General features: G+C 70.4%; 27 protein-coding genes. 18 read left to right on the top strand and 9 right to left on the bottom strand.

All coding sequences use genetic code 11. The features are described 5' to 3' along the window. The first annotated feature begins 153 nt into the window (after nt 1-153). Together ccmA and ccmB are read left to right on the top strand one after the other, a co-directional pair. Nucleotides 154-753, top strand: coding sequence for a heme ABC exporter ATP-binding protein CcmA (ccmA, locus tag ACK4JY_RS11305; RefSeq protein ID WP_409605730.1), 600 nt, complete (start codon nt 154-156; stop codon nt 751-753). Further along, nucleotides 750-1415: a heme exporter protein CcmB gene (gene ccmB / locus ACK4JY_RS11300; RefSeq protein WP_409605728.1), complete on the top strand. Its 666-nt coding sequence runs from the start codon at nt 750-752 to the stop codon at nt 1413-1415. The genes ccmA and ccmB overlap by 4 nt, the downstream gene beginning before the upstream one ends. Nucleotides 1416-1420: 5 nt before the next feature. Here the strand turns inward: ccmB and ACK4JY_RS11295 are convergent, their stop codons facing one another. Further along, complete coding sequence (locus ACK4JY_RS11295) at nt 1421-1645, bottom strand: alkylphosphonate utilization protein (RefSeq protein WP_409605726.1); 225 nt, start codon at nt 1643-1645, stop codon at nt 1421-1423. A 121-nt stretch (nt 1646-1766) separates the two neighbouring features. On the opposite strand from ACK4JY_RS11295, the gene ccmC reads away from it, so the two are divergent. From ccmC to ACK4JY_RS11265, 6 genes are all read left to right on the top strand, one after another. Then, the gene (gene ccmC, locus ACK4JY_RS11290; RefSeq protein WP_409605724.1) at nt 1767-2489 is read left to right on the top strand and encodes a heme ABC transporter permease CcmC; all 723 of its coding nucleotides are present in this window, start codon (nt 1767-1769) and stop codon (nt 2487-2489) included. A 4-nt stretch (nt 2490-2493) separates the two neighbouring features. After that, nucleotides 2494-2652, top strand: coding sequence for a heme exporter protein CcmD (gene ccmD, locus ACK4JY_RS11285; RefSeq protein ID WP_409605722.1), 159 nt, complete (start codon nt 2494-2496; stop codon nt 2650-2652). A gap of 2 nt (nt 2653-2654) precedes the next feature. Further along, nucleotides 2655-3245: a DsbE family thiol:disulfide interchange protein gene (locus tag ACK4JY_RS11280; protein ID WP_409605720.1), complete on the top strand. Its 591-nt coding sequence runs from the start codon at nt 2655-2657 to the stop codon at nt 3243-3245. Between the two features lie 55 nt (nt 3246-3300). After that, nucleotides 3301-3534 (top strand): hypothetical protein, encoded by a 234-nt coding sequence (locus ACK4JY_RS11275; RefSeq protein ID WP_409605718.1) that lies wholly within the window; start codon nt 3301-3303, stop codon nt 3532-3534. A gap of 56 nt (nt 3535-3590) precedes the next feature. Continuing rightward, the gene (locus tag ACK4JY_RS11270) at nt 3591-4343 is read left to right on the top strand and encodes a DUF1223 domain-containing protein (RefSeq protein WP_409605717.1); all 753 of its coding nucleotides are present in this window, start codon (nt 3591-3593) and stop codon (nt 4341-4343) included. 96 nt (nt 4344-4439) lie between these two features. Beyond that, nucleotides 4440-5246, top strand: a complete 807-nt coding sequence (locus ACK4JY_RS11265; protein ID WP_409605715.1) for a hypothetical protein — start codon at nt 4440-4442, stop codon at nt 5244-5246. A gap of 7 nt (nt 5247-5253) precedes the next feature. On the opposite strand, the gene ACK4JY_RS11260 is transcribed toward ACK4JY_RS11265, so the two are convergent. Beyond that, entirely contained in the window at nt 5254-6330 is a 1077-nt protein-coding gene (locus ACK4JY_RS11260; RefSeq protein WP_409605713.1) for a phosphotransferase family protein, read from the bottom strand. Continuing rightward, nucleotides 6327-7820, bottom strand: a complete 1494-nt coding sequence (gene glpK / locus ACK4JY_RS11255) for a glycerol kinase GlpK (RefSeq protein WP_409605711.1) — start codon at nt 7818-7820, stop codon at nt 6327-6329. The genes ACK4JY_RS11260 and glpK overlap by 4 nt, the downstream gene beginning before the upstream one ends. A 45-nt stretch (nt 7821-7865) precedes the next feature. Between glpK and ACK4JY_RS11250 the strand changes: the two genes are divergently transcribed. From ACK4JY_RS11250 to ACK4JY_RS11235, 4 genes are read left to right on the top strand one after another with little or no spacing between them, the layout of a single operon-like run. Beyond that, complete coding sequence (locus ACK4JY_RS11250) at nt 7866-8858, top strand: threonine/serine dehydratase (protein WP_409605709.1); 993 nt, start codon at nt 7866-7868, stop codon at nt 8856-8858. A 13-nt stretch (nt 8859-8871) separates the two neighbouring features. Continuing rightward, nucleotides 8872-9345, top strand: coding sequence for a MaoC family dehydratase (locus tag ACK4JY_RS11245; protein WP_409605707.1), 474 nt, complete (start codon nt 8872-8874; stop codon nt 9343-9345). Between the two features lie 37 nt (nt 9346-9382). Beyond that, entirely contained in the window at nt 9383-9643 is a 261-nt protein-coding gene (locus ACK4JY_RS11240) for a type II toxin-antitoxin system Phd/YefM family antitoxin (RefSeq protein WP_409605705.1), read from the top strand. Beyond that, entirely contained in the window at nt 9640-10023 is a 384-nt protein-coding gene (locus ACK4JY_RS11235) for a type II toxin-antitoxin system VapC family toxin (RefSeq protein ID WP_409605703.1), read from the top strand. The genes ACK4JY_RS11240 and ACK4JY_RS11235 overlap by 4 nt, the downstream gene beginning before the upstream one ends. Nucleotides 10024-10027: 4 nt before the next feature. Here the strand turns inward: ACK4JY_RS11235 and ACK4JY_RS11230 are convergent, their stop codons facing one another. Beyond that, on the bottom strand, nt 10028-10963 hold the full coding sequence (locus ACK4JY_RS11230) for a Gfo/Idh/MocA family protein (RefSeq protein ID WP_409605701.1): 936 nt from the start codon (nt 10961-10963) through the stop codon (nt 10028-10030). Nucleotides 10964-10973: 10 nt separating this feature from the next. Continuing rightward, nucleotides 10974-12131, bottom strand: a complete 1158-nt coding sequence (locus ACK4JY_RS11225; RefSeq protein ID WP_409605699.1) for a DegT/DnrJ/EryC1/StrS family aminotransferase — start codon at nt 12129-12131, stop codon at nt 10974-10976. Between the two features lie 142 nt (nt 12132-12273). Here ACK4JY_RS11225 and ACK4JY_RS11220 point away from each other — a divergent pair, with 142 nt between their 5' ends. Next, nucleotides 12274-12786, top strand: a complete 513-nt coding sequence (locus tag ACK4JY_RS11220) for a D-glycero-alpha-D-manno-heptose-1,7-bisphosphate 7-phosphatase (RefSeq protein WP_409605697.1) — start codon at nt 12274-12276, stop codon at nt 12784-12786. 53 nt (nt 12787-12839) lie between these two features. Then, entirely contained in the window at nt 12840-13715 is an 876-nt protein-coding gene (locus tag ACK4JY_RS11215; protein ID WP_409605695.1) for an alpha/beta fold hydrolase, read from the top strand. Between the two features lie 109 nt (nt 13716-13824). Here ACK4JY_RS11215 and ACK4JY_RS11210 read toward each other — a convergent pair whose 3' ends face one another. After that, nucleotides 13825-15882 carry an NAD(+) synthase gene (locus ACK4JY_RS11210; RefSeq protein WP_409605693.1) on the bottom strand — a complete coding sequence of 686 codons (2058 nt, stop codon included), beginning with the start codon at nt 15880-15882 and terminating at the stop codon, nt 13825-13827. 206 nt (nt 15883-16088) lie between these two features. Here ACK4JY_RS11210 and ftsY point away from each other — a divergent pair, with 206 nt between their 5' ends. The 3 genes from ftsY to ACK4JY_RS11195 all read left to right on the top strand — a co-directional run bounded on the left by ftsY (nt 16089) and on the right by ACK4JY_RS11195 (nt 18411). Then, the gene (ftsY, locus tag ACK4JY_RS11205) at nt 16089-17024 is read left to right on the top strand and encodes a signal recognition particle-docking protein FtsY (RefSeq protein WP_409605691.1); all 936 of its coding nucleotides are present in this window, start codon (nt 16089-16091) and stop codon (nt 17022-17024) included. Nucleotides 17025-17027: 3 nt separating this feature from the next. Then, a complete protein-coding gene (locus tag ACK4JY_RS11200; protein WP_409605689.1) occupies nt 17028-17729 on the top strand; it encodes an inner membrane-spanning protein YciB in 702 nt (233 codons plus the stop codon). An 88-nt stretch (nt 17730-17817) separates the two neighbouring features. Further along, a complete protein-coding gene (locus ACK4JY_RS11195) occupies nt 17818-18411 on the top strand; it encodes a MarR family winged helix-turn-helix transcriptional regulator (protein WP_409605687.1) in 594 nt (197 codons plus the stop codon). A 159-nt stretch (nt 18412-18570) separates the two neighbouring features. On the opposite strand, the gene ACK4JY_RS11190 is transcribed toward ACK4JY_RS11195, so the two are convergent. The 3 genes from ACK4JY_RS11190 to ACK4JY_RS11180 all read right to left on the bottom strand — a co-directional run bounded on the left by ACK4JY_RS11190 (nt 18571) and on the right by ACK4JY_RS11180 (nt 24161). After that, the gene (locus ACK4JY_RS11190) at nt 18571-20787 is read right to left on the bottom strand and encodes a prolyl oligopeptidase family serine peptidase (protein ID WP_409605685.1); all 2217 of its coding nucleotides are present in this window, start codon (nt 20785-20787) and stop codon (nt 18571-18573) included. Between the two features lie 153 nt (nt 20788-20940). Continuing rightward, entirely contained in the window at nt 20941-23106 is a 2166-nt protein-coding gene (locus tag ACK4JY_RS11185) for a prolyl oligopeptidase family serine peptidase (protein WP_409605683.1), read from the bottom strand. Nucleotides 23107-23339: 233 nt separating this feature from the next. Continuing rightward, nucleotides 23340-24161 (bottom strand): potassium channel family protein, encoded by an 822-nt coding sequence (locus ACK4JY_RS11180; RefSeq protein WP_409605681.1) that lies wholly within the window; start codon nt 24159-24161, stop codon nt 23340-23342. Nucleotides 24162-24217: 56 nt separating this feature from the next. Here ACK4JY_RS11180 and dapF point away from each other — a divergent pair, with 56 nt between their 5' ends. Then, a complete protein-coding gene (gene dapF, locus ACK4JY_RS11175) occupies nt 24218-25102 on the top strand; it encodes a diaminopimelate epimerase (RefSeq protein WP_409605679.1) in 885 nt (294 codons plus the stop codon). Nucleotides 25103-25542: the final 440 nt, after the last annotated feature.

Genomic DNA, 25542 nt, shown 5'->3' with positions numbered 1-25542 from the left:
TTGCGGGGGAAGGTGGCTCGCGGAGCGAGACGGATGGGGGGTGAGACACCGGGCCATCCAGGTCGCCGCTGATTACTCCGCAGCCTGCCGGCCGAAGCAGCCCCCCCATCCGACCGGCTCCGCCGGCCACCTTCCCCCGCGAAGGGGGAAGGGATGATTACGGTGGAGTCCCTGACCCTGTCCCGCGGCGAGCGCGTGCTGTTCCGCGACCTGTCCTTCTCACTGGCCGCCGGCGAGGCGGTGGCGCTGACGGGGGCCAATGGCGCGGGCAAGACCAGCCTGTTGCGCGCCCTCGCCGGCTTCCTGCGCCCCGACGCCGGGACCATCGGCTTTGGCGACGCCGACCCGGCCGAGGCGCGGCGGCGGCTTCTGCACTGGCTGGGTCATCTGGACGGGCTCAAGGGCGCGCGCCGGGCGCGGGAGGAGCTGGCGTTTCAGGCCGGCTGGCACGGCGCCGACGCGGCCGGGATCGCCGCCGCGGTCGATGTGCTGGCGCTCGAGCCGTTGCTGGATCTGGAGGTGCGCCAGCTGTCGGCCGGGCAGCGCCGCCGGCTGGCCTTCGCCCGGCTGATCGCCGCGCCGCGGCCGGTCTGGCTGCTGGACGAGCCGTTCGCGCCGCTGGACGCCCGCTGGCGCGCGGCGCTGGGGCTGCTGATGCAGGCGCATCTGGACAAGGGCGGGGCCATCCTCGCCGCCGTGCACGATCCGCTACCGGTGCCGGCGCGGGCGCTAGACATCGGAGCCGGGCGGTGAGCGCCCTGACCATCCTGTGGCGGCGCGAGCTGGCCCTGGCCTGGTCGGGCGGGGGCGGGCCGTTGCTGGCCTGCGGCTTCTTCCTGTGCCTGACGGTGCTGGCGCCGCTGGCGGCGGGCGGGGATCCGGCCGGGCTGAAGCCGGTCGCCCGCGGGATCGCCTGGCTGGCCCTCGCCCTGTCGTCGATCCTGTCGCTGGAGCGGCTGTTCGAGCGCGATCACGAGGACGGGGCGCTGGACCTGATCGCGCTGGGCCCCGCGCCGCTGGAGCTGGTGGTGCTGGCCAAGGCCAAGGCCCAGTGGCTGGCCGTCGGCGTACCGCTGGCCCTGACCGCGCCGGTCGCCGCCATCACCCTCGGCCTTGCGCCCGAGCAGGCGCCGCTGGTCGCCCTGTCGGCCCTGATCGGGGCACTGGGGTTCGCCCTGACCGGGGCGCTGGGCGCGGCGCTGGCGCTCGGCTCGAAGCGCGGCGGCCTGCTGATCGCGGTGGTGGTGCTGCCGCTGTTCATCCCGCCGGTGGTATTCGGCGCGGGGGCGCTGGAGCGGGCGGCGAACGGGCTGTCGCCGACGCCGGCGCTGGCCTTCCTCGCGGCTTACGTGCTGTTCGCGATGGTGGTCACGCCGTTCGCCGGGGCGGCGGCGATCAGGAACGCGCAGGGCTGAGCCAATCAGGCCTTCTTGACGAACTCGGTCCTGAGCACGAGGCCGCGGACCTTGTCGACATTGGCCTCGATCTCGTCCGTGTCGCCGGTCAGGCGGATGTTCTTGACCAGGGTCCCGCGCTTCAGCGTCACCCCGCCCGAGCCCTTGACCTTGAGGTCCTTGATCAGGGTCACGCTGTCGCCATCGGCGAGGACGGCGCCGTTGCTGTCTTTGGTGACGTCTTCGCTCATCGTACGGCTCCGCCTTGACGGCGCTGCTGTGCCACGGGGCGGGGGGCGGCGACAAGCCGCGCCGCCTCCGCAATGCCCCGAAGTAGCGCTGGAGGCGATCAGCCCCTAAAGAGCGATTCCCATGTTCGGCCTCGCCAATCCCGACCGCTTCCTGCGCTTCACCCGCCCGCTGACGCCGGTGGTCTGGGGGCTGGCCGTCGTGCTGCTGGCCGTGGCCACCTGGCTGTCGTTCGCCGCGCCCGAGGATTACCAGCAGGGCGACACGGTGCGGATCATGTTCGTCCATGTGCCGGCCGCCTCGGTCGGGCTGGCGGCCTATGCGGCGCTGGGCGCAGCCAGCTTCTTCGCCCTGGTGTTCCGCCATCCGCTGGCCGACGCCGCCGCCCGCGCCGCCGCACTCCCCGGCGCCGCCTTCACCGCCCTGGCCCTGATCACCGGCAGCCTGTGGGGCAAGCCGATGTGGGGGGCCTGGTGGGCCTGGGGCGACGCGCGGCTGATGTCGGTGCTGATCCTGTTCCTGTTCTACCTCGGCTATATGGCCCTGCGCGCCTCGATCGACGACGAGACCAGGGCGGCCCGCGCCGCCGCCGTGCTGGGCCTCGTCGGGCTGATCAATCTGCCGATCGTCAAATTCTCGGTCGACTGGTGGAACACCCTGCACCAGCCGGCCTCGCTGCTGCGCGCCGACGGCCCGGCCATGCCGCCGGTCTATCTGACCCCGCTGCTGACCATGATGGCGGCGTGGAGTCTGTTGTTCCTCGCCCTCTGGCTGACCGCCATCCGCACCGAGATCGTGCGCCGCCGGGTGCTGTCGATCCGCGCCCGCCGCGCCCTGGAGGCCTGACGACATGATCGACCTCGACATGAGCCCCTATGGCGCCTTCGTCTGGCCGGCCTGGGCGATCAGCGCCGCGGTGCTGGCCGCCCTCGCCGTCCGCGCCGGCCTGGCGGCGCGCCGCTGGTCGGCCGAGCTGAAGCGGCTGGAAGCCGACCGGCCGGAGGCCTGAGGATGAACCGCTGGTTCGCCATCATCCCGCTGGTCGCCCTCGTCGCCCTGGTGGTCTTCGCCGCCGTGCGGCTGGGCGACTTTTCCGGCCGGTCGCTGGCCCAGCGCGGCAGCGAATACCGGCCCGAGGCGCTCGTCGGACAGCCCGTGCCCGAGACCGTCCTGCCGATGCTGACCGGGTCGACGGCCGGGCCGGGCGTGCTGGACCTGAAGACCGCCGGCGTCGGCAAGCCGATGCTGATCAATGTCTTCGCCAGCTGGTGCGCCCCCTGCCGCATCGAACACCCGCAGCTGATGGCGCTGGAAGAACGCGGCGTGGCCGTCGTCGGGGTGGCGTGGAAGGACGATCCGGTCGCCACCCGCGCCTTCCTCGACGAACTGGGCGACCCCTATTCGATGGTGCTGGTCGACCGGGAGGGCCGCGCCGGTCTGGATCTGGGCATCACCGGGGCGCCGGAGACCTTCGCCGTCGACGCCATGGGCCGGGTCGTGGCCAAGGTTTCGGGACCGCTGACAGACGCGGCCGAGATCGACCGTCTGGTCGACGCCATCCAGGCCCCGCCGCGCCCGCTGCCGACCGCCACCACGCGCTGATCCCGGCCAGCTGGGCGTTAACCCTTTTCCGACGGTTTTCATTAACCCTGTCGGCATGAGCGCGATTCGCCTTCCCGTCCTCTCGCCCCTGTTCCCGGCGCAAAGCCCGCCGTCGCCGGTGCGCGCCTCGCGCTCGGACTTCTTCCGCTCGGCCCTCGACGGGGTCGCGGCCCCGGCCGCAGCCGCCCCCGCGACGCCGGCGACCATCGCCCAGCCGGCCGCCATCCTGTCCCGCGCCGCCGAAGACCGGCCGCAACGCCCCGGCGCCCTGCTAGACATCCGGGTCTGATCGCTCACGCGAAAATGAGGCGCGCGCCGTTCCGGACCGTGGTTATGGTGCCCGCCATGCGCACGAGGGGCTGGATCATTCCCGCGGCGGTCCTTGTGGCCGCCTCCATCGCGGCCGGGACCAGCGCCCAGCCGGCCGGCCCGCGCGCGCCCGCGGCCGACGTCCGGCCCGAGCCGGTGATCGTCGAACTGTTCACCGCCCAAGGCTGCACCGGCTGTCCCGAGGCCAACGCCCGGGTCGAGGCCCTGGCCGATCAGCCCGGCGTCATCGCCCTGACCTACGCCGTCGACTACTGGGACTATCTGGGCTGGGAAGACACCTTCGCCCGCCCCGAATTCGCCCAGCGCCAGCGCGCCTATCGCCGCCCGCTGAAGCTGCGCGCCGTCGGCACGCCGCAGGTGGTCATCGACGGCCGCCGCCAGGTCGCCGGCGCGGCGGAAGAGGCGCTCAAGGTCGCCGTCGAGGAAGAGTCCCTGCGCCGGATCTTCCCGCCGGAGATCGAATTCCGCGAGGCCGGCGACCACGTCGGCGTCGGCTCGGGCCGCGCCCCGGCCGGCGGCGCCGAGGTCGTGGCCGTGATCTATCGGCCCGGCCCCCAGACGGTCGAGATCGGCGGCGGCGACAACCGCGGCCAGACCGTGCGCCAGGTCAATGTCGTCAGCGCGGTCCGCAGCCTCGGGGCCTGGGACGGCCGCCCGGCCCTGTACGCCCTGCCGACCGGCCTCGATCCGCATGAGGCGGTCGCCGTGCTGGTCCAGGCCCGGGCGGACCGCAGCATTCTGAACGGCGCCGTGCTGCCGCCGCGCTGACCGCGTCAGCTTTCGTCACTCGCCGCGCTTGTCCCGTCCGGATGACAGTGCGAGCCTGACCGTCCGCCAGCCCGGGCGGGGACCACAGGTGACCGCATGACCGCCGCGTTCCGCCTTCTCATCGCCTTCGGCGTCGCCTTGGCCTGCGCAGCCCCGGGGCCGGCGGCGATTGCCCGGCAGACGCCGCTGGCGGCGGACCCGCCCGAGGCGCGCGGCGTCGCCCAGTGGGTGACCGCCGCCCGGCTGGCCGCCTGGGCCCGTGAGCGGCGCGACGCCGACGGCCTGCTGGTCGCCGCCCGGATGCTGGACGAGGTCCCGTCACGGGTCGGCGACGCCAGCGAACCCGGGATCGCGCCCGTTCTGAGCGCCGCGGCGCTCAGACAGGAGGCGGCGGCGCTGCGTCCGACCCCCGCGACCGAGGAGGTGGTCGTCTCCGCCCACCGGCGCGAAACGGCGCGGGAGCAGGCGCGACGCGAGCGCGCCGAGCGGGACAGGGCCGAGCGGGAAGACCGGGCGCAGCGCCAGCCGGCGCCGGCCTATGCGCCCCCGCCTCCGCCACCTCCGCCGCCGCCGCCGCCCCCGCCTGCCGCCATGGCCGGGGTCCGTTCATCGCCGTTCGGGGCGGGGCCGGTGTCGACCGTCCGGCGGCTGGCCTCGCTGGAGAGCTGGAGTTTCGAGATCGACGCCCGCGGGGCCGAAATCCTGCGCGTGGCCGCGATCGGCGACGGCGACACCGATGTCGATCTGACGGTGCGCGACGCGGCGGGCCGGGTGCTGTGCGCCGACGGCCTCGGCGACCACTATCCGGTCTGCACCCTCGCCCCCGAGGCGCCGGCGCGGCTGCGGGTCCATGTCGTCAATCGCGGGGCGCTGTGGACCCGGGTCCAGGTCCTGACCAACTAGAGGCGGTTCAGGCCCCGGCCTTCTTCGCGAACGCCAGCGCGCCCTCGGCCAGCATCGGCACCTGGGCCGCCATGGTCTTCGCATGGGCCGAGGCGGCCGTGCCGTCGCGCACCCGGCCGGCGATGCCCTGGCAGATGGCCGCCAGCCGGAACAGATTATAGGCGAACAGCCAGTCGAGGTTCGCCGGCCGCGCCCCGGTCAGGCCGGCGTAGCGCTCGACCATCTGCTCGACCGTGGGAATGCCCAGCGCCGCGATGTCGGCCCCGGCGAGACCGTTGCGGGCCGTCGCCGGGATCACCCAGGCGATCAGCAGATAGGAGAAGTCGGCCATCGGATCGCCCAGCGTCGACAGCTCCCAGTCCAGCACCGCCCGCACCTCCGGGGTCTCCGGGGCGAGGATCAGATTGTCGAGGCGGAAGTCGCCGTGGACGATGCGCGTCGGCCCTTCGGGCGGCAGGGTCGCCGGAAGGAATTCGATCAACCGGTCCATCGCCGCGATCGGCTCGATCTCGGAGGCGCGATACTGTTTGGTCCAGCGCCCGACCTGGCGCTCGAAATAGTTGCCCGGCCGTCCGTAGTCGCCGAGCCCGATCACCGCCGGATCGAAGGCGTGCAGGGCCGCCAGCGTATCGACCTGGGCGTCATAGATGGCGCGGCGCTGGTCGGGCGTCAGGCCGGGCAGTTTCAGGTCCCACAGCACCCGGCCCTCGACCCTGTCCATGACGTAGAACATCGAGCCGATGACCGCCTCGTCGGCGCACAGGGCCCATGGCCGCGCCACCGGATAGCCGTGGGCGTGCAGGGCCGAGATGACCTTGAACTCGCGATCCACGGCATGGGCCGAGGCCAGCAGGGTCCCGGGCGGCTTGCGGCGCAGCACATAGGTGCGGGCCGGGGTGGTCAGCTCATAGGTCGGGTTCGACTGGCCGCCCTTGAACTGGCGGATGGTCAGTGGGCCGGCGTAGCCGTCGACGTTGGCGGCCAGCCAGTCGCCCAGCCGGGCCTCGTCGAGGGCATGGCGGGAGTCGACCTCGCGCGTGCCGGAATAGGTTGATTGGGCGTCTTCGGGAACAGGCTGGCTCATTGCGCGGCGATGATGGCGGCCTTCACCGCGCCGCGCCAGCCCTTGAGCAGCCGCTCGCGCTCGTCGGGCCCCATGCGCGGGGTCCAGCGCGCCGGGGCCTCGACCGGATGGTCCTCCAGATCGCCGATCAGGCCGACGCCGAGCGCCGCCAGCTTGGCCGCGCCGAGCGCCGTCATCTCCTGGAAGGCCGGGCGTTCGACCACCACCTCGCAGATGTCGGCGACGAACTGCATGGCGAAGGCGTTGGCGGTGACGCCGCCGTCGACCTTGAGCACCTTCCGCCTCGGCGCCCCGTCCTTCTCAAGCGCGTCCAGCAGGTCGCGGGTCTGGTAGGCCAGAGACTCCAGCGCCGCCCGCACCATCTGCGCCGGGCCGCTGTCGCGGGTCAGGCCGGTGATGGCGCCGCGCGCCTCCGGCTCCCACCAAGGCGCGCCGAGGCCGGTGAAGCCGGGCACCAGATAGACGCCGCCGTTGTCGGCCAGGCCCTGGGCCATGGCCTCGGACTGGCGCGATTCCGAGATCACCCCGAGACCGTCGCGCAGCCACTGGATCGCCGAGCCGGCAGAGAAGATCGACCCCTCCAGCGCCCAGGCCGCCTGTCCGCCGACCGCATAGCCGAGCGTGCCCAGCAACCGGCTGGTCGAGGCCACCGGCGCGGCGCCGACATTGGCGACGAGGAAGGCGCCGGTGCCATAGGTGATCTTGGCGTCGCCGGCCTTGAGCGCGCCATGTCCCACCAGCGCGGCCTGCTGGTCCCCGGCCGAACCGTGGATCGGCAGGGCGGCGCCGAACAGGACCGGGTCGCAGTCGCCGAAATGATCAGCGCAATCGCGGATCTCCGGCAGTCCCTGCATCGGGACATTGAACAGTTCGGCCAGATCGGGCCGCCACTGGCGCGTGGCCAGGTCCATCAGCGAGGTGCGGCTGGCGTTGGTGGCGTCGGTGACGTGACTGGCGCCGCCCGTCAGCTTCCAGATCAGCCAGGTCTCGATCGTGCCGAGCTTGACCTCGCCGCGCGTCGTCCGCTCGCGCGCGCTGGGCACGGCGTCCAGCAGCCAGGCGAATTTCGAGGCCGAGAAATAGGGGTCGAGGATCAGGCCGGTGGCGCCCTGAACCATCGGCTCATGGCCCGCCGCCGCCAGTTTCGCCGTGGCCGCCGCCGTGCGCCGGTCCTGCCAGACGATGGCGCGATGCAGCGGCTCGCCGGTCGCGGCGTCCCAGATCACCGAGGTCTCGCGCTGGTTGGTGATGCCGATGGCGGCGAAGCGGCCGACGCCGCCGGCCTTGCGGATCACCTCGCGGCAGGTCTGCAGCGTCGCGGTCCAGATCTCGGCCGCATCATGCTCGACCCAGCCGGGTTTGGGAAAATGCTGCGCCAGCTCGATCTGGCTGACCGCGACGGGGCGCAGCCCGCCCTCCGGGGCGCATTCGAAAGCGATGGTCCGGGTCGAGGTGGTGCCCTGGTCGATGGCGAGGATGAGTCTTTCCATAGACCCACCTTACGCGGACCAAAGCGATGCGGTTAAGTGGCTTCCATGCACATCGCCTCCTTCGCCGGCGTTCAGGACGCCGCCCGCCAGATCGCCGGCCGCGCCGTGCGCACGCCGCTGATCGAGAGCCCGGCGCTGAACGCCCAGGTCGGCGGGCGGGTGCTGCTCAAGGCCGAGAATCTGCAGCGCGCCGGGGCCTTCAAATTCCGCGGCGCCTGGAACCGCATGAGCCGGCTGACGGCCGAGGAACGGGCGCGCGGCGTGGTCGCCTATTCATCGGGCAACCACGCCCAGGCCGTCGCCGCCGCCGCGCAGATGCTGGGCATAGAGGCCGTCATCGTCATGCCCGCCGACAGCCCGACAGTGAAGGTCGAGGGGGTCCGCGCCTTCGGCGGCGAGGTGCGCATGTACGACCGCTACGCCGAAAGCCGCGAGGCCATCGGCGAGGAGATCGCCGCCTCGAAGGGCTCGGTGCTGGTGCGCCCGTTCGACGATCCGTTCGTCATCGAGGGTCAGGGCACCACCGGGCTGGAGATCGTCGAACAGGCCCGCGACCTCGGCGCCGCCCCACTGGACCAGCTGGTCTGCGGCGCCTCGGGCGGCGGGCTGATCGCCGGCATCAACCTGGCCATGGCCGCCCAGTCGCCGCACACTGCGGTGATCGCCGTCGAGCCGCGCGACTACAACGACTTCCAGCTGTCGATCGCCGCCGGCGAGCGGCTGACCCACGCCCCGGCGCGCGGCACCATCTGCGACGCCCTGATGACCGACCGGCCGGGCGAGCTGACCTTCCCGATCAACCGCCGCGTCGAGCGGGTCGAGACCGTCTCCGACGCCGAGGTCGCGGCGGCGGTGCGCTACGCCTTCCGAGTGCTGAAGCTGGTGGTCGAGCCGGGCGGCGCCGTGTCGCTGGCCGCCCTGCTGGCCGGCAGGATCGAGGCCCGCGACCGCACCACCGCCGTCGTCCTGTCCGGCGGCAATGTCGACCCGGCCCTGTTCGCCGCCATCATCGAAGACCGTTTCACCCCGATCGCCTGAGGAGGCCGACACCATGACCGAACGCCAGGGAACGCCCACCCCCGTCGCCGACCTGCCCGGCCTGGTCGGACAGGAGGTCGGCGTCAGCCGCTGGATCACCGTCGACCAGGCCCGCATCGACGCCTTCGCCGAGGTCACCGAGGATCGCCAGTTCATCCACATCGATCCGGAGGCGGCGAAGGCCACCCCGTTCGGCGGCACCATCGCCCACGGCTTCCTGACCCTCAGCCTGCTGTCGGCCATGACCTACGATGCTGTTCCCCCGTTGGAAGGGGTGGTGATGGGCGTCAACTACGGCTTCGACAAGATCCGTTTCCTCGCCCCGGTCCGCGCCGGCTCGAACGTCCGCGGCCGCTTCAAACTGCTCTCGGTCGAGGACAAGGGCGGCGGCCGCTGGCTGCTGAAACACGAGGTCACCGTCGAGATCGACGGGGCCGACAAGCCGGCCTTGGTGGCGGAATGGCTGGGGATGCAGGTGGTGGGGTGACGTTGAAATGGACCATCGATTGGTCCATATTTCTTCCATGACCCATGTCGCCATCTCTGAAGCCAAGACTCACCTGACCGACCTGGTTCGTCGCGCGGAAGGCGGGGAAGACGTGGTCCTGACGCGCCATGGCAAGGAGGTCGTTCGCCTGGTGCCCGTTCGGCGCCCCGGCAAGCTGCGCGAACATCGGGCGGCGGCGATCCGCGCCGCCCAGGCCCTCGTGGGCGATCTGCCGCCGGACTTCGACGCCGCCCGTAGTCAGGACTTCCTCTATGACGATGAGGGTCTGCCGGCTTGATCGCCGTCGACACCTCGGCCCTGATCGAGGTCCTGGCGCGCCAGCCGCTGGGGCCGCGCTGCATGGATGTGCTGCTGGACAACCGGCTGATCATCTCGGCGGCGACCTTGACGGAAACTCTGATCGTCGGCTCTCGCGAGGAGTTCAGATCGGCGATCCGGCCGTTCCTCGCGGAACTGAACCTCGAAGTGATCCCCGTGGATCAGGTCTTCGCCGAGCGCGCCGCCGACGCCTATCGTCGCTGGGGCAAGGGATTCCACGCCGCCTACCTGAACTATGGCGACAGCTTCAGCTATGCGCTGGCGGAGATGTACGGCTGCCCGTTGCTCTACGTCGGTAACGACTTTGCGCAGACCGATGTGGTCAGCGCATTGGCCTGAGCCGTCACCCCTCCCCCAGACACCGCAGCGCCACCTCGAGATTCCGCAGTCCGTCCTCGCCCGTCACCGCCGGCGGCTCGCCCGTGCGGATCGCGTGGGCGAAGGCTTCGAGCTCCTTCTTCAGCGGCTCGGCGGGCCAGCTGTTGACGGCGCGGGTCTGGTAGGAGCCGTCGGCCTGCTGGCCGAAATATTCGGTGACCTGGCGGGTGATCAGATCGGCGACCACGAACTTGTTCCGCGTCGCCACCTGCAGGGTGCGGACCTTGTAGGGGGTGACCCAGTTGGTGGTGATGTGGGCGATGACCCCGTTGGCCAGCCGGAACTGCAGCAGGGCGGTGTCCTCACGATCGGCGCGGGTGCGGGCCAGCTGCGGCTGGACCTCGACGATCTCGCTGTCGGTCAGGTGGCGGATGATGTCGATGTCGTGCACCGCCAGGTCGATGACCACCCCGACCTCGCCCATGCGCGGCGGGAAGGGGCCGACGCGGGTGATCTGGATCGAGATGATGTCGTCGCCGTCGATGGCCTGCTTGACCGCGCCCACCGCCGGATTGAAGCGCTCGACCTGGCCGACCATCAGCACCCGGTCGTTCGCCTTCGCCGCGTCGATGATGCGCTGGGCGTCGGCGACGGTGGCGGCGATCGGCTTTTCGACCAGCACATGGACCCCCGCCTCCAGCAGGGCGACGCCGAGGTCGGCGTGGTGCCGGTTGGGCGTGGCCACCACGGCGGCCTCGAGGCCCGAGGCGACGAAGGCCTCGGCCGTGGTGAAGGCCGTGGCGTCGTACAGACCGGCGACCCCCTCGGCCGTGGCCGCGTCGGGGTCGAACACGGCGGTCAGCTGGAAGTCGCGGATGTCGGTCAGAACGCGGGCGTGGTTGCGGCCCATGACGCCGACGCCGGCGACGCCGGCCCTGAGCGGGGGAAGGGATTGAGTCATACGCGAACCCTTAGCGGAAGCCGGCGACCGCCGCGATGATCCTGTCCTGGGTCGCCTCGTCGAGGTCGGCGTGCATCGGCAGGCTGATCACCCGGTCCTTGAGCCGCTCGGTCACCGGCAGGCCCTGCGGTCCGCGCGGGTACATGTCATAGGCCGGCTGGAGGTGCAGCGGGATCGGATAATAGACCGCCGTCGGCACGCCCTGTTCCTTCAGATGCGCCGCCAGGCCGTCCCGGTCGTCATGCTCGATGGTGTACTGGGCCCAGTTGGAGACATTGCCGGCGGGCACGTCCGGCACCGCGGCGACATGGGCGCGCAGGCCGTCGTTGTAGCGGGCGGCGATGCGGTTGCGCCATTCGATCTCCTGACCGAACACCTTCAGCTTCTCTATCAGGACGGCGGCCTGGATGGTGTCCAGACGGCTGTTCAGCCCGATGCGCATGTTCAGATATTTGGGATCGTGGTCGAAAGTCTGGCCCTCCAGATCGCGCGCCACCGCCTTGCCGTGCACGCGGAGGGAGTCGATCAGCTGGGCCAGGTCGTCGTCATCGGTCAACACCGCTCCGCCATCGCCGTAACAGCCCAGCGGCTTGGCCGGGAAGAAGCTGGTGGTGGTGATGTCGGCCCATGTCAGCGGATGGTCGCCGTCGATGGTGCAGCCGAAGCCCTGGGCCGAATCGGCGATCAGCTTGAGGCCATGTTTGTCGCAGATCGCCTTGATCGCCGGATAGTCGGCCGGCTGGCCGAACAGGTCGACGGCGATGACCACGCGCGGCTTGAGCCGGCCTTCCTTCAGCGTCGCCTCGATGGTCGCCTCGAGATGGCCGGGATCCATGTTGTAGGTCTTCGCATCGACATCGATGAACACCGGCTCGGCGTCGAACCACGGCACGATCTCGGCCGTGGCGGCGAAGGTGAAGCTGGGCGTGAAGACCGCGTCGCCCCGGCCCACGCCCCAGGCCATCAGCGGCAGGGCCAGGGCGTCGGTGCCGTTGGCGCAGCCCAGCGCGTGTTTCGCCTGACCGAAGGCGGCCAGATCGGCCTCGAACTGGCGCACCTGCGGCCCCATCACCCAGGCGCCGCCGACCACCGCCGCCTGCACCGCCGCCTCGATGGCGCCGTCCAGTCGCAGCCGCTGGGCCTGAAGATCGATGAAGGGGATGGTCATGCCGGACAGTCTCCGTTCGCGCGGTCACGTCGCGCCGGGGCAGGCCTCCCTACCAAATCGTCCGCGGCAACGCCAAATCGGGCGGAGTCACTTCCCGTGACGGCTTGCAACCACTGTGTACGGCGCCGTATGCCCGGGCATCATGACATCCGGCGTTCCCGCCGTCTTCCTCGATCGCGACGGCGTGCTGATCGAGGACGCCGGCTATCCCCATCTGGAAGAGCATTTGCGCCTGCTACCCGGCGCGCCCGAGGCCGTGCGCCGGCTGACCGGCCTCGGCTATCTGTGCGTCATCGTCACCAACCAGCCCGGCGTCGCCCGCGGCCTGTTCACCGAGGCGCAGCTGACGGCGTTCAACGCCCTGCTGGTGCGTCGGCTGGCGGCCAACGGGGCGGTGATCGGGGCGGTCTATGCCTGCCCCTTCCATCCCGAGGCGATCGACGAACGCTATCGCCACCCCGACCATCCCGACCGCAAGCCCAATCCCGGCATGATCCTGCGCGCCATCGCCGAGCACAGCATCGATCCCGCCCGATCCTTCCTGATCAGCGACCAGGCCGCCGGGATCGAGGCGGCGCGCCGCGCCGGCGTCCCCGGCTTCCGCTTCGAGGGCGGAAACCTCGATCATTTCGTCAAAGACCTGCTCGGCCACTGAAGCAATTCGTCCGGTGATGAATTAAGCTCCGGACGCCTTCCCGGAGCCGCCGCATGACCCAGACCTTCGCCGATCGCCGCTGGACCAGTCCCGACGGGCTTTCCCTCTACGCGCGCGACTACGCCGCCGCCGCCGGGCCGGCGAAACTGCCGGTCATCGCCATCCACGGCCTGACCCGCAACTCGGCCGATTTCGGCGCCATCGCCCCGCTGATCGCCCAGAGCGGCCGCCGGGTGCTGGCGCTCGACGTGCGCGGTCGCGGCCTGTCTGACCGCGCCCCCGATCCGATGACCTACCAGCCGCTCAACTACGCCCAGGACGTGCTGGCGCTGATGGAGCAGGCCGGGATCGCCCGCGCCGTATTCCTCGGCACCTCGATGGGCGGGCTGATCACCATGGCCTTGGCGGCGATCCGCCCCAAGGCCGTCGCCGCCGCCATCCTCAACGACATCGGCCCGGAGGTGGCGAAGGAGGGTCTGGCGCGCATCGCCGCCTATTCCGGCCAGCCGGTCGACACCCCCGGCTGGGCCGAGGCCGCCGCCTATGTGAAGCTGCACAACGCCGTCGCCTTCCCGCACTACACCGACGCCGACTGGGACGCCTTCGCCCGCCGCGTCTTCCGCATCGGCACCGAGGGGTCGCCGGTGCTGGACTATGATCCCGACATCGCCGTGCCGATCCGCGCCGCCGGGACCCGGGCCCTGGTCCCCAATCTGTGGCCGATGTTCGGGCGGCTGGCCCGGGCCCGTCCCGTGTTGCTGGTGCGCGGCGAGACCTCCGACCTGCTCAGCGCGGCCATCGCCGCGAAGATGAAGAAGCGCGCGCCGAAGATGGACCATGTCGAGGTCCCCGGCGTCGGCCACGCGCCCATGCTGGACGAGCCCGAGGCCAAGGCGGCGATCTTTCCGTTTCTGGGGGAGGTGGACTGAAGTGATTAGTGGTTAGTGGTTAGTGGTTGCCGCCTCGCCGCCTGCGGAAGGGCGTCGCCGACCGCGCCACCGCACAGGCGCCGGCCAGCCACTAATCACTAACCACTAATCACTCGCCCGGAACATTCCCCTCCAGCTCATCCAGCCACACCCGCGCCGTGGCGTCCGACGGCGCCCGCCAGTCGCCGCGCGGCGACAGCGAGCCGCCGGTGACCACCTTGGGCCCGTTCGGCATGGCCGAACGCTTGAACTGCGAGGTCTGGAAGAAGCGCACCAGAAACTTCCGCAGCCAGTGTTTGATCGTCGCGAGGTCATATTCGACCTTCTCGTCGTCCGGCGTGCCGGCCGGCCAGTGGCCCACCCCGGCATCCTTCCACGCCTGATGCGCCAGATACGCCACCTTCGACGGCTTGAGGCCGAAGCGGGTGACGTAGAACAGGAAGAAGTCGTTCAGCGGATAGGGCCCGACCGTCCCCTGCGTCGACTGGATCACCCCATCCTTCGCCGGCACCAATTCCGGGGAAATCTCGGTGCCGAGGATGTCCCGCAGCACCGGCGCGGCCTCGGCCCCGACCAGCTCGCGGTCGGCGACCCAGCGGATCAGGTGGCGGATCAGCGTCTTCGCCACCCCGCCGTTGACGTTGTAGTGGCTCATATGGTCGCCGACACCATAGGTCGACCAGCCCAGCGCCAGCTCCGACAGGTCGCCGGTGCCCAGCACGAAGGCCCCGTTCTGGTTGGCCAGCCGGAACAGATAGTCGGTGCGCAGCCCCGCCTGGACGTTCTCGAAGGTGATGTCGTGCACCGGCTCGCCCTGGGCGAACGGATGGTCGATCGTCTCCAGCATGGTCAGGGCGGTCGGCCTGATGTCGATCTCGGCGCCCGTGACGCCCAGCGCCTGCATCAGCGCCCAGGCGTTCGACTTGGTCCCGTCCGAGGTGGCGAAGCCCGGCAGGGTGTAGCCGAGGATGCCGGTGCGCGGCAGCCCGAGGCGGTCGAAGGCGCGGCAGGCGACCAGCAGGGCCTGGGTCGAATCCAGCCCGCCCGAGACGCCGATGACGATCCGCTCGCCATTGGTCGCCTTCATCCGCCGCATCAGCCCCTGCACCTGGATGTTGAAGGCCTCGTAGCAGTCCTGGTCCAGCCGGGCGGGGTCGTCGGGCACGAAGGGGAAGCGGTCGAGAGGGCGGATCAGGTCTGCGGCCGGGGCGGCGTCGCGGGCTTCGAACAGGACCCGTTCGAACAGGTATCCGTCCAGCTCGTCGCGGGCGCAGTCGGCGAAGGTGCCGTTGCGCAGCCGGTCCAGGCCGATCCGCTCGACGTCGACATCGGCGACGGTCAGATGGCTTTCCATCGAGAACCGCTCGCCGCTCGCCAGACAGACGCCCAGTTCGTGGATGGTCGCCTGTCCATCCCACGCCAGGTCGGTAGTGCTCTCGCCCCAGCCCGAGGCGGCGAAGACATAGGCCGCCATCGCCCGGGCCGACTGGCTGGCGCACAGCAGGGCCCTTTCATCAGCCTTGCCGATGACGATGTTGGACGCCGACAGGTTCAGCAGGATGCGGGCGCCCGACAGCGCCTGCCGCGTCGAGGGCGGCAGGGGGGCCCAGTAGTCCTCGCAGATTTCGGCTGCGAAGACGAAGCCCGGCCGGTTCGGGGCCTCGAATATCAGATCGGTCCCGAACGGGACCTCCTCCCCGGCCAGCGTCAGGTCGCCGTCCCGGCTCGATACATCGCCGCCCGCCGAGAACCAGCGCTTCTCATAATATTCCCGATAGTTGGGCAGATAGGTCTTGGGCACGATCCCCAGCACACGGCCGTTACCCACCACAACGGCGCAGTTGTAGAGCCGGTCCTCGCGCCGCAACGGGGCCCCGATCACGGCGACGACGCCGCTTTCGGCGGTCAGCGGGGCCAGCCGCCCGATCTGCCGCTCCACCTCGTCCAGCAGTGCGCCCTGCATCATCAGGTCGTCGATGGCGTAGGCGCTGAGGCTCAGCTCCGGAAAGACGATCAGGTCGATGCCCTGTTCGCCCGCCTGCCGGATCAGGGCGATGTGCTCGTCGGCGTTGGCGACCGGGTCGGCGGTGTGCACCACCGGCGTGGCCGCGGCGACGCGGACGAAGCCGTGGGTGGTCGGGCTGTGAAAGGCGTGGGTCTTGGGCATCAAACTTTCCGCTCATCCCCGCGAAGGCGGGGATCCAGTGCTGTCCAGCATGGCACGGTCGGGCCGTGACTTATGCTCATATAGGCCTGAACGGCTCATCCAGAGAACTGGCTCCCCGCCTTCACGGGGATGAGCGGTGATTTGGGGGCCGCGCGAACTTTCTCAGATCGCGTGATTTTGCCCGGCGAACCCGCTAAGCCCGCTGAATGAACGACACGCCGAAAAAGGGCTGGCTATCGCGCCTGAGCGAGGGCCTCTCCCGCTCCTCGAAACAGATGACCGAGCAGGTCGTCGCCACCTTCGTCAGGGAACCGCTCAGCGAGGCCGCGCTCGACGGGCTGGAGGAGCATCTGCTGGAGAGCGATCTCGGCCCGGCCGCGACCGACCGCATCGTCGCCCGCTTCCGCGAGCTGCGCTTCGGCGCCGGCGCCAATGAGCGCGAGGTCAAGGAGGCCCTGGCCGAGGCCGTCGCCGCCGAACTGGTCAATCACGAAGCCCGCTACGAGCCGCTGAACGGGCCGAAGCCATTCGTCACCCTGTTCGTCGGCGTCAACGGCTCGGGCAAGACCACCACCCTGGGCAAGATCGCGTCGGACCTGACCGGTCAGGGGGCGAAGGTGATGATCGTCGCCTGCGACACCTTCCGCGCCGCCGCCCGCGAACAGCTCAAGGTCTGGGCCGAGCGCGCCGGGGCGACCTTCGAGAGCCGCCGCGACGGGGCCGATCCCGCGGGCCTCGCCTTCGACGCCTACACCCGGGCGAAGGCGGAAGGCTATGACGTGGTCCTGATCGACACCGCGGGGCGGCTGCAGAACAAGTCAGCCCTGATGGACGAACTCCTCAAGATCGTGCGGGTGCTGAAGAAGATCGATCCGGAGGCCCCGCACGAGACCCTGCTGGTGCTGGACGCCACCGTCGGCCGCAACGCCCTGGCCCAGGAACAGATCTTCGGCCGCACCGCCTATGTCTCCGGCCTCGTCATGACCAAGCTGGACGGCACGGCCCGCGGCGGCGTTCTGGTGCCCGTCGCCCAGGCCTCCGACGCCCCGATCAAGCTGATCGGCGTCGGCGAGGGCGTCGACGACCTGCAACCCTTCGACGCCCGGGCCTTTTCACGGTCTCTGGTGGGACTTGAGGACTGACGCATGAGTGATCCGACCCCGGAGCCGAAACCCGCGCCCGAGGCGAAGAAGGCGTCGAACCTTCGCCAGCTGGTCGATTTCAGCGGCCTGCTGGCCTTCGGCCTCGCCTTCCTGTTCTTCCGCCTGCGCGGGCTCGAGGGCGACGCCGCCCTCGTCAATGCCACCTGGTTCCTCGTCGCCGGCTCCGCCGTCGGCGTCGCCGTCGGCCTGATCGTCGAGAAGCGGCTGGCGCTGATGCCGCTGCTGGTCGGCGGCTTCGCCCTCGTCTTCGGCCTGCTGACCCTGCTCACCGGCGACGGCCTGTGGGTCAAGGTCAAGGTCTCGGTGCTCAACGCCTCCCTCGCCATCGCCCTGCTGGGCGGACTGGCCATGGGCAAACAGCCGCTGCGGGCCCTGCTCGGCACGGTCATTCCGATCAACGACCGGGCGTGGCGCACCCTGACCTTCCGCTACGGCCTGTTCTTCCTCTCCGTGGCCATCGTCAACGAACTGGTGCGCAGCGAGGCCCTGGTGGGCTGGGCGGCGACGCGGATGGGCCGCGGCGACGTCGACCCGGCCGACGTCTGGGTCAGCTTCCGCGGCGTGCTGTGGATCGCCTCCTCCGTGTTCGGCCTGTCGCAGATCCCCCTGATCATGCGCAACCTGATCTCCACCGATGCGCCGGTCGATCCGATGGCCCCGGCCGAGCCCGACCGGGCCCCCTGATCCGCGACCTTGGCCGCATTCGGATCGTCCGTCGTCAAACCGTAAAACGCGGCTGCTAGCTATGCCGGGCAGACGAGGGGATAGGTCGATGGTCAAGTCCGGCAACAAGGCCAAACGCGGCGGTCTCGCCGCCTCGCCCAGCCACCTGATGCACCGCGCCCTGCAGCTGGCGCTCGACATCTACACCGATGAGGCGGGCCCGGACGGTCTGACCCAGCGCCAGTTCGCCGTGCTGGAGGCGGTGTCGCACAAGTCCGGCCTGACCCAGACCGATCTGGTCCGCGCCACCGGCATCGACCGCTCGACCCTGGCCGACCTGGTCTCGCGCATGACCACCAAGGGGCTGCTGGACCGCGAGCGCTCGACCATCGACGCCCGCGCCAAGGCGGTGCGCCTGTCCGAGGCCGGCCAGGCCGCGCTGGACGCCGCCCGCCCCCGCGTCGAGGCCGCCGACAAACGCATCCTCGCCCTGCTGCCCAAGGCCCGGCGCGACAGCTTCCTGATCATGCTGGCGGAACTGGCCGGCGAGGCCGACGCCGCCCCGGTCAAGGCCAAGGCCGACCTCAAGGCCGCCAAGAAGGCCGCCCGCGACGCGAAGAAGGCCGAGAAGCTGGCCAAGAAATCCGCCAAGGCCGAAAAGCCGCCCAAGGCCGCCAAGCTCAAGCTGGTGGAGCCGGCCTGAGTCTTCCTTCTCCCCTTGGGGGAGAAGGTGGCCCGGAGGGCCGGATGAGGGGTAAGCCCGCTCCGGACCGGCTGCCCGTCAGCCTGACCGGACCATCCCCCTCATCCGGACGGCTCCGCCGCCCACCTTCTCCCCCGGAGGAGAGAAGGACGCTGATCCTCAATCCATCAGCTGCTGGCTCAGATACACATAATGCCGCGCCCAGCGCCGCGCGTTGGCGACCGGATCGGCGTCGTTGGAATGCCCGCCCGAGGTCTCTTCATAATACAGGTGGTCGTGCCCCTGCGCCCCCAGCCGCGCCGCGAATTTGCGCGCATGGCCCGGATGCACCCGGTCGTCGCGGGTGTTCGTCGTGATGTAGACGCGCGGATATTCCGCCTCCGGACGCAGCTGCTGATAGGCGGAATAGCGGGCGATGAAGGCCGCTTCCTCGGGAATGCGCGGATCGCCGTATTCGCCGATCCAAGACGCCCCGGCGGGCAGCTCGTGATAGCGCAGCATGTCGATCAGCGGGCTCTCGATCACCGCCGCATTGATCAGCTCCGGATGCTGGGTCATCACCACCGAGGTCAGGACGCCGCCGTTCGAGCGGCCATAGATGCCGGTCCGGCGCGGAGAGCTGATCCCGCGCCGGTGCAGGTCGCGCGCCACCGCGGCGAAGTCGTCGAACGCCAGCTGGCGGTTCTCCTTCAGCACCGACTGGTGCCACTCCGGCCCGAACTCGCCGCCGCCGCGGATATTGGCCTGGACGAAGACCCCGCCGTTCTCGAGCCAGAGTTTGCCCATCTCGGGCTTGTAGGCGGGCGGGAAGCTGACCTGAAAGCCGCCGTAGCCGAACAGGATCGCCGGCGCCGACCCGTCCATCGCCATCTCGCGCGGCCGGGTGACGAAATAGGGAATCTTCGTCCCGTCGGACGACGTCGCCTCGAACTGCTCGACCACATGGGTCGAGGCGTCGAACTTGGCCGGGGCGGCGCGCAGCGCGGCGATCGAGCCGGCGTCGACATTGGCGAGGCTGAGGGTCGGCGGCGTCAGGAAGCCTTGGGTCGAGACGAAGACCTCGCCGCGCGATTTTGAGCTGTCGCCCAGACCGACGGCGCTGTTGGCCGGGACGGCGATAGCGGTCGCGCCCCAGCCGCCGGGGCCCGGATCGAAGCGTTTCAAGGTCCCGACGACATTGTCCGACACCACCGCCAGTATGCTGTCCGGCATCACCCGCACGCTGTCGATGGACTGCCGCTCGCCCGGCGCGAACACCACCTCGACGCCGCCCACATCCGCCTCGGAGAGCCCGTCCAGGTCGGCTGTGACCAGCGCTCCGGCCGGCAGGGCGGCGCCGGAGACGATCCAGGCCTCATCCAGCGAGAGGACCAGCCGGTCGCCCATGGTCCCCTGGACCCCGACCCGCTCGGGCAGGTTCAGCCGGACCGTCTCGCCATCGACCCAGCGCCAGGTCTCGGCGCGGAAGGTGTCGAGCGGCCGATGGAACAGCACCGCCTCGATCCGTCCGTCCTTGTCGCGATAGACCGCCGGGCTGACCCCATACCCCCCGTCCCCGATGTCGCCGCGATAGACCTCCGTCGCCTGCGCCAGGGTCTGGCCGCGCTGGAGCGACTTGACGATGAAGGGGTAGCCGCTCTCGGTCAGCGTGCCCTCCCCGAAGTCCGTGGCCACCAGCAGCGTGTCCCGGTCCAGCCATTCCAGCCGGTGCTTGCCCTCGGGCAGGACGAAGCCGCCGTCGACGAACGATTTCGAGGGAATGTCGAACTCGCGCACCACGACCGCGTCCTTGCCGCCGTCGGACAGGCTGATCAGGCAGCGGGTCTCGTCGGGCGCGAGGCAGTCGGCCCCCTTCCACACCCAGTCCCGGCCCTCGGCCTTCGCCAGGGCGTCGATGTCCAGCAGCGTCTCCCACCGGGTCGCGTCCGAGCGATAGGACTCCAGCGTCGTCCGCCGCCACAGCCCCTTGGGATTGGCCGCGTCCTGCCAGAAATTCCCGATCCCCTCGCCGAGGAAGGACGGCCCCGGAATCCGGTCGGTCGCCGACAGGATGTCGAACGCCTGCTGCCGGAACCGCTCATACCGGGGGTCGCTCTCCAGCGCCGCCAGCGCCTTGCGGTTGGACTCCGCCACGAAAGCCATGGCCTCGGCGCCCTCGACCTGTTCCAGCGCCAGATGGTCGTCGGCGGCGCGCACGCCGGCCGGGGTCAGATCGGTCGGCAGATGCGGCGGGGCAGCGGCGACCGGCGTCGTCGGCTCCAGCGGCCCCTGCACCCGATCCGGCGCGAGGCCGTAGAGGGCGTCCTCCGTGGGCCCTGACGCGCAGGCGGCCAGCAACAGGGCCGGGATCGAAACGGACAGGATGAGGTGACGCATTTTCAGCTCCGCACTTCAAAATCATTCCTCCCCGCAGGGGGAGGGGGACCAGCCGAAGGCCGGTGGACGGGGCTCGCAGGGCGGCGGCGGGAGGGCCCCTCCACCGCGCTGCGCGCGGTTCCCCTCCCCCGTGGGGGGAGGAATGGTTCGGCCCTACTCCGGCGCCGCCGCCGGCTCATCCATCAGCCGCCGCGTCAGATAGGTGTATTCCAGCGCGATCCGCCGCGCCGTCTCGCGCAGGTTCGCCCCCGCCGCGTGACCGCCGTCGGTGTTCTCGTAGAACAGCACCGGATAGCCCAGATCCTCGAGCCGCGCCGCCGCCTTGCGCGCATGCCCCGGATGCACCCGGTCGTCCTTGGTCGAGGTGTGGATGAAGACCTCGGGATAGGGCTGGCCCGCCTCGAGCCGTTGATAGGGCGAATAGGCCTCGATCCACGCCCGCTCTTCCGCCACGTCCGGATTGCCGTATTCGGCCATCCACGAGGCCCCGGCCAGCAGCTTGTGGAAACGCAGCATGTCGAACAGCGGCACCTGGATCACCGCCGCGTTGATCAGGTCCGGCCGCTGGGTCAGCATCGCCCCCATGAACAGCCCGCCCTGCGAGCCGCCCATGACCCCCAGCCGCGGCTGCGAGGTGATGTCGCGCGCGATCAGGTCCTGCGCCACCGCCTGGAAGTCCTCGTGCGCCCGCTGGCGGTTCTGCTGCAGCGCCGCCTGGTGCCAGCGCGGCCCGAACTCGCCGCCGCCGCGCGTATTGGCGATGACATAGACCCCGCCCCGCTCCAGCCACAGCTTGCCGACCGTCGGCGAATAGCCGGGCAGCAGCGACGACTGGAAGCCGCCATAGCCGTACAGCAGGGTCGGGTTCGATCCGTCCATCGGCATGTCGCCCTTGTGAACGACGAAATAGGGAATCCGCGTCCCGTCGGCCGAGGTCGCCTCGAACTGTTCGACGACCATGCCCGTGGCGTCGAACTTGGCCGGCAGCGACTTGACCACCTCGGCAGAGCCGGCCGCCGCGTCGGCCAGATACAGGCTGGACGGGTTCAGATAGCCGGCGACGCTGACGAACACCCGGTCGTCGCGCTCGCTGGCCGAACCGACGCCGACGGTGACGTTCTGCGGCAGGTCCAGCCGGCTGCGGCTCCAGTCGCCGGGCTCATAGACATAGACCGAGCCGCGCACGTTCTCGTACAGGGCCACGACCAGTTTGTTGCGGGTGCTGGAGATGCCTTCCACGGCCTCGCGCTCGCCCGGCCGGATGACCAGCTGCGCCGGCGTCGCCGGATCGGCCAGCCAGCGGGCGAGGTCCCAGGCGATGACGTCGCCGGTCTTCCAGTCCTGCCCCGACGGCGCGGTCCAGTCCTGATCGGTGGTCACCACCAGCTGGCCGCGCACCAGGGCGTTGATGCTGGACTTGGCCGGCAGCGCCAGCTTCGTCGTCACGCCATCGGCGCCGAGAAGGTGCGTCTCGCCTTCGTAGAAGCTGACGCCGCGATTGATCAGCGTCGCCTGGATGACCCCGTCGGCGTCGCGCAGCGTGTAGGCCGAGACCGAGACGTCGGTCGGCTGGCCGGTGAACACCGTCGTCGCCTGGTCAAGCGTCTGGCCCCGCTTCAGCTGTTTGACGATCATCGGATAGCCCGAGCTGGTCAGGCTGCCCGGACCGAAGTCGCGCGAGATCAGCAGGGTGTCCCGGTCGATCCACGTCGCGTCGCCCTTGGACTCCGGCAGGGTGAAGCCGTCGGCGACGAAGGTCTTCGTCGCCCGGTCGAACTCGCGCACCGTCACCGCGTCCTTGCCGCCGTCCGACAGATTGACGAGGCAGCGGGTCTCTTCCGGCGGCAGGCAGGACGCGCCCTTCCAGACCCAGTTCTTGCCCTCGGCCGTCGACAGGGCGTCGATGTCCAGCACCGTCTCCCACTGCGGCTCGGCCTCGCCATAGCTGTCCAGGGTCGTCGTCCGCCACAGGCCGCGCACATGCTCGGCGTCCTGCCAGAAATTGTCGATCGTGCCGTCGCGGTTGAAGCCCGGGGCCGGGATGCGGTCGCGCGACTGGACGATCTCCAGCGCCTGTTGATGCAGGGCCTCGAAGCGGGGATCGCCGCGCAGCACGCCCAGCGAATGGTCATTGTGCTGCTCGACCCAGGCCATGGCCCGCTCGCCGTCGATCTCCTCCAGCCACAGATACGGGTCGGTCGCGTCCGAGCTGGCGAAGGCGCCGGGCGCGGACGTCGGGGTCGTGGGGCTCTGGGCCATGGCGGCGCTCGAAAGGGCGGTGGAGGCGAAAAGCGCGGCGAGCGCGGCGGTGCGGATCATTCTGGACAGGTCCCCGACAGTTGGTCGGGCGGCACCTTACCGGCCGCCGGGCCTGTCACAAGCGGAAGGGGCGACAGGTTACGGCTTTGTCATCCTGGCGGGTGCGAGCGCGAGTGGCGAGTGGCTAGTGGCTAGTGGCTGGCCAGCGCCGGGGAGTCCGCACTGGCGGCGCCGCCCTTCCGCCGTCAGGGACGCGGCAATCACTAGCCACTAATCACTAGCCACTAGCCACTTCACCTCTGCCCCTCATCCGGAATGCACAACAGATTCCCGCACGCCTTGCAGTGGACCGCGTCCGGGTCGTGCACCAGCAGGCCGCACTGGTCGCAGGGGAAACGCACCTTGTTCGGCCGCAGCAGGGTCTGACCCAGCCGCACGAACAGGGTCACCCCCACCAGCATGATGACGATGGAGACGATCCGCCCCCAGGCCCCGGGCAGCAGGATGTCGCCATAGCCGGTCGTGGTCAGGCTGGTGACGGTGAAATACAGGGCGTCGATATAGCCGGAGATGCCCTCATAGCGGCCCATGAAGCTGGTGTAGACGAAGCCCGTGGCGACGAAGATGAAGGTCACCAGCGCCACGATCGCCTTGGTGATCTCCTCGACCCGCGTATCGTCATAGCGCCGGCCGATGGTGCGCCAGAAGAAGTCGGAATTGATCAGCGTCCACAGCCTCAGCACCCGCAGGAAGCCGAGGTTGAACAGCCAGGCGGGGAACAACAGGGTCGCGAGCACGAACAGGTCGACCCAGACGATCGGCTTCTTCAGCCAGTCCCGCACGTCGGAATAGGCCCAGGCCCGCGCCGCCAAGTCGGCGGCCAGCAGGGCGGCGATGACATAGTCGATGATATAGAAGACCAGGGCGTCGGCCTTGAGCAGCGGCGCGGCGACGAAGAAGACGATGATGATCAGGTCGATGACCAGCACCGCCATCCGGAACCGGACCGCCGTGACCGACGAGCCGTGATACAGCGCCCGCAGCCGCGCCCGCAGGCGCAGGCCCCCGTTCCGGTCTTCGGGTTCGGCGGGGGCGGGGCGGGTCCGACTCATCATCCAGCGATAACGCGCCTCGCTCGCGCAAGGAACCGGCAACCTCTATATCGGTCGCCATGACACGCCCCTTCGTCCGCATGAACGGCGCCGGCAACGACTTCGTCGTCGTCAATGCGCTGGAGACGCCGTTCGCCCCGACGCCCGATCAGGCGCGGGCCATCGCCGACCGCGAGACGGGTCAGGGCTGCGACCAGCTGATCGCCATCGAGCCCTCCCCGACCGCCGACGCCTTCATGCGGGTGTGGAACGCCGACGGCGGCCAGGTCGAGACCTGCGGCAACGCCCTGCGCTGCGTCGGCTGGCTGCTGATGCAGTCGACCGGCAAGGATTCGGTGGTCATCGACACCCTCGCCGGGCCGACGACGGCGAGCCGGGCGGGGGACCCAGGCCGCGTCGGGTCGGGAGGTCCCGAAGGGCCGACGACCGCGGCCCAGACAAAATTCGTGACGGTCGACATGGGCGCGCCCGGCCTCGACTGGACCGAGGTGCCGCTGGCCGAGGAGATGGACACCCGCGGCATCGAGCTTCAGGTCGGGCCGATCGACGCGCCGGTCCTGCACACCCCCGGCGCGGTCTCGATGGGCAATCCGCATGTGGTCTTCTTCACCGACCGCCAGGACGACGCCTTCGTGCGCGGCTCCGGCTCTCTGGTCGAGCACCATCCGTTGTTCCCGCAAGGCGTCAACGTCGGCTTCGCCCAGGTCCTCGCCCCGGACCGCATCCGCCTGCGCGTGTGGGAGCGCGGCGCCGGCCTGACGAAGGCCTGCGGCACCGGCGCCTGCGCCGCCCTGGTGGCCACGGCCCGCCGCGGCCTGACCGGCCGCCACGCCGTCATCGAGGCCGACGGCGGCGAGCTGACGATCGACTGGGACGAGGCCTCCGGCCACGTCTTCATGACCGGCCCGGTGGAGATCGAGGGGACGGGAGTGCTGGCGGTCTGAACTCCCGTTCACCTCCCCATCGGCGAAGGCCGATGGGGAGGACAGACCGCGAAGCGGTCAGGAGGGGGCGGCTCCGGCCGATGTTGGTTCGCGCCGGACTCACTCACCACCTGCGCCGCCCCCACCTGATCGTCGCTGGCGCGCCGATCTCGTCGTCCGGCCGCCTCCGGCGACCGGTCCTCCACCCCATTGGCCTTCGCGAATGGAGAGGTGAGGGCCATGACAGTGTTCACCTCCCCATCGGCGAAGGCCGATGGGGAGGACAGATCGCGAAGCGATCAGGAGGGGGCGGCTCCGTCAGATGTTGGTTCGCGCCGGACTCCCTGACCGCCGGCGCCGCCCCCCTCCTGATCGTCGCTGGCGCGCCGATCTGTCCTCCCCATTCGCCTTCGCGAATGGAGAGGTGACCCCGTGGCAGCGTTCACCTCCCCATCGGCGAA

The organism is Brevundimonas sp. (assembly GCF_046295595.1).
Lineage (GTDB): Bacteria > Pseudomonadota > Alphaproteobacteria > Caulobacterales > Caulobacteraceae > Brevundimonas.
The sequence above is the reverse complement of the archived record's forward strand: the minus strand, read 5'-3'. Positions and strand labels throughout refer to the sequence as shown.

Bases quoted from the DNA above. Each gene is read 5' to 3' on its own strand.
- ACK4JY_RS11250 (WP_409605709.1), top strand. From the start codon at position 7,866: ATGCACATCGCCTCCTTCGCCGGCGTTCAGGACGCCGCCCGCCAGATC.
- ACK4JY_RS11220 (WP_409605697.1), top strand. From the start codon at position 12,274: ATGACATCCGGCGTTCCCGCCGTCTTCCTCGATCGCGACGGCGTGCTG.
- ACK4JY_RS11180 (WP_409605681.1), bottom strand. From the start codon at position 24,161: ATGATGAGTCGGACCCGCCCCGCCCCCGCCGAACCCGAAGACCGGAAC.
- ACK4JY_RS11210 (WP_409605693.1), bottom strand. From the start codon at position 15,882: ATGCCCAAGACCCACGCCTTTCACAGCCCGACCACCCACGGCTTCGTC.
- ccmA (WP_409605730.1), top strand. From the start codon at position 154: ATGATTACGGTGGAGTCCCTGACCCTGTCCCGCGGCGAGCGCGTGCTG.
- ccmD (WP_409605722.1), top strand. From the start codon at position 2,494: ATGATCGACCTCGACATGAGCCCCTATGGCGCCTTCGTCTGGCCGGCC.
- ACK4JY_RS11295 (WP_409605726.1), bottom strand. From the start codon at position 1,645: ATGAGCGAAGACGTCACCAAAGACAGCAACGGCGCCGTCCTCGCCGAT.
- ACK4JY_RS11270 (WP_409605717.1), top strand. From the start codon at position 3,591: ATGCGCACGAGGGGCTGGATCATTCCCGCGGCGGTCCTTGTGGCCGCC.
- ACK4JY_RS11240 (WP_409605705.1), top strand. From the start codon at position 9,383: ATGACCCATGTCGCCATCTCTGAAGCCAAGACTCACCTGACCGACCTG.
- glpK (WP_409605711.1), bottom strand. From the start codon at position 7,820: ATGGAAAGACTCATCCTCGCCATCGACCAGGGCACCACCTCGACCCGG.
- ftsY (WP_409605691.1), top strand. From the start codon at position 16,089: ATGAACGACACGCCGAAAAAGGGCTGGCTATCGCGCCTGAGCGAGGGC.
- ACK4JY_RS11185 (WP_409605683.1), bottom strand. From the start codon at position 23,106: ATGATCCGCACCGCCGCGCTCGCCGCGCTTTTCGCCTCCACCGCCCTT.
- ACK4JY_RS11190 (WP_409605685.1), bottom strand. From the start codon at position 20,787: ATGCGTCACCTCATCCTGTCCGTTTCGATCCCGGCCCTGTTGCTGGCC.
- ccmC (WP_409605724.1), top strand. From the start codon at position 1,767: ATGTTCGGCCTCGCCAATCCCGACCGCTTCCTGCGCTTCACCCGCCCG.
- ACK4JY_RS11225 (WP_409605699.1), bottom strand. From the start codon at position 12,131: ATGACCATCCCCTTCATCGATCTTCAGGCCCAGCGGCTGCGACTGGAC.
- ACK4JY_RS11200 (WP_409605689.1), top strand. From the start codon at position 17,028: ATGAGTGATCCGACCCCGGAGCCGAAACCCGCGCCCGAGGCGAAGAAG.
- ACK4JY_RS11215 (WP_409605695.1), top strand. From the start codon at position 12,840: ATGACCCAGACCTTCGCCGATCGCCGCTGGACCAGTCCCGACGGGCTT.
- ACK4JY_RS11260 (WP_409605713.1), bottom strand. From the start codon at position 6,330: ATGAGCCAGCCTGTTCCCGAAGACGCCCAATCAACCTATTCCGGCACG.
- ACK4JY_RS11195 (WP_409605687.1), top strand. From the start codon at position 17,818: ATGGTCAAGTCCGGCAACAAGGCCAAACGCGGCGGTCTCGCCGCCTCG.
- ACK4JY_RS11230 (WP_409605701.1), bottom strand. From the start codon at position 10,963: ATGACTCAATCCCTTCCCCCGCTCAGGGCCGGCGTCGCCGGCGTCGGC.
- ACK4JY_RS11280 (WP_409605720.1), top strand. From the start codon at position 2,655: ATGAACCGCTGGTTCGCCATCATCCCGCTGGTCGCCCTCGTCGCCCTG.
- ACK4JY_RS11245 (WP_409605707.1), top strand. From the start codon at position 8,872: ATGACCGAACGCCAGGGAACGCCCACCCCCGTCGCCGACCTGCCCGGC.
- dapF (WP_409605679.1), top strand. From the start codon at position 24,218: ATGACACGCCCCTTCGTCCGCATGAACGGCGCCGGCAACGACTTCGTC.
- ACK4JY_RS11265 (WP_409605715.1), top strand. From the start codon at position 4,440: ATGACCGCCGCGTTCCGCCTTCTCATCGCCTTCGGCGTCGCCTTGGCC.
- ACK4JY_RS11275 (WP_409605718.1), top strand. From the start codon at position 3,301: ATGAGCGCGATTCGCCTTCCCGTCCTCTCGCCCCTGTTCCCGGCGCAA.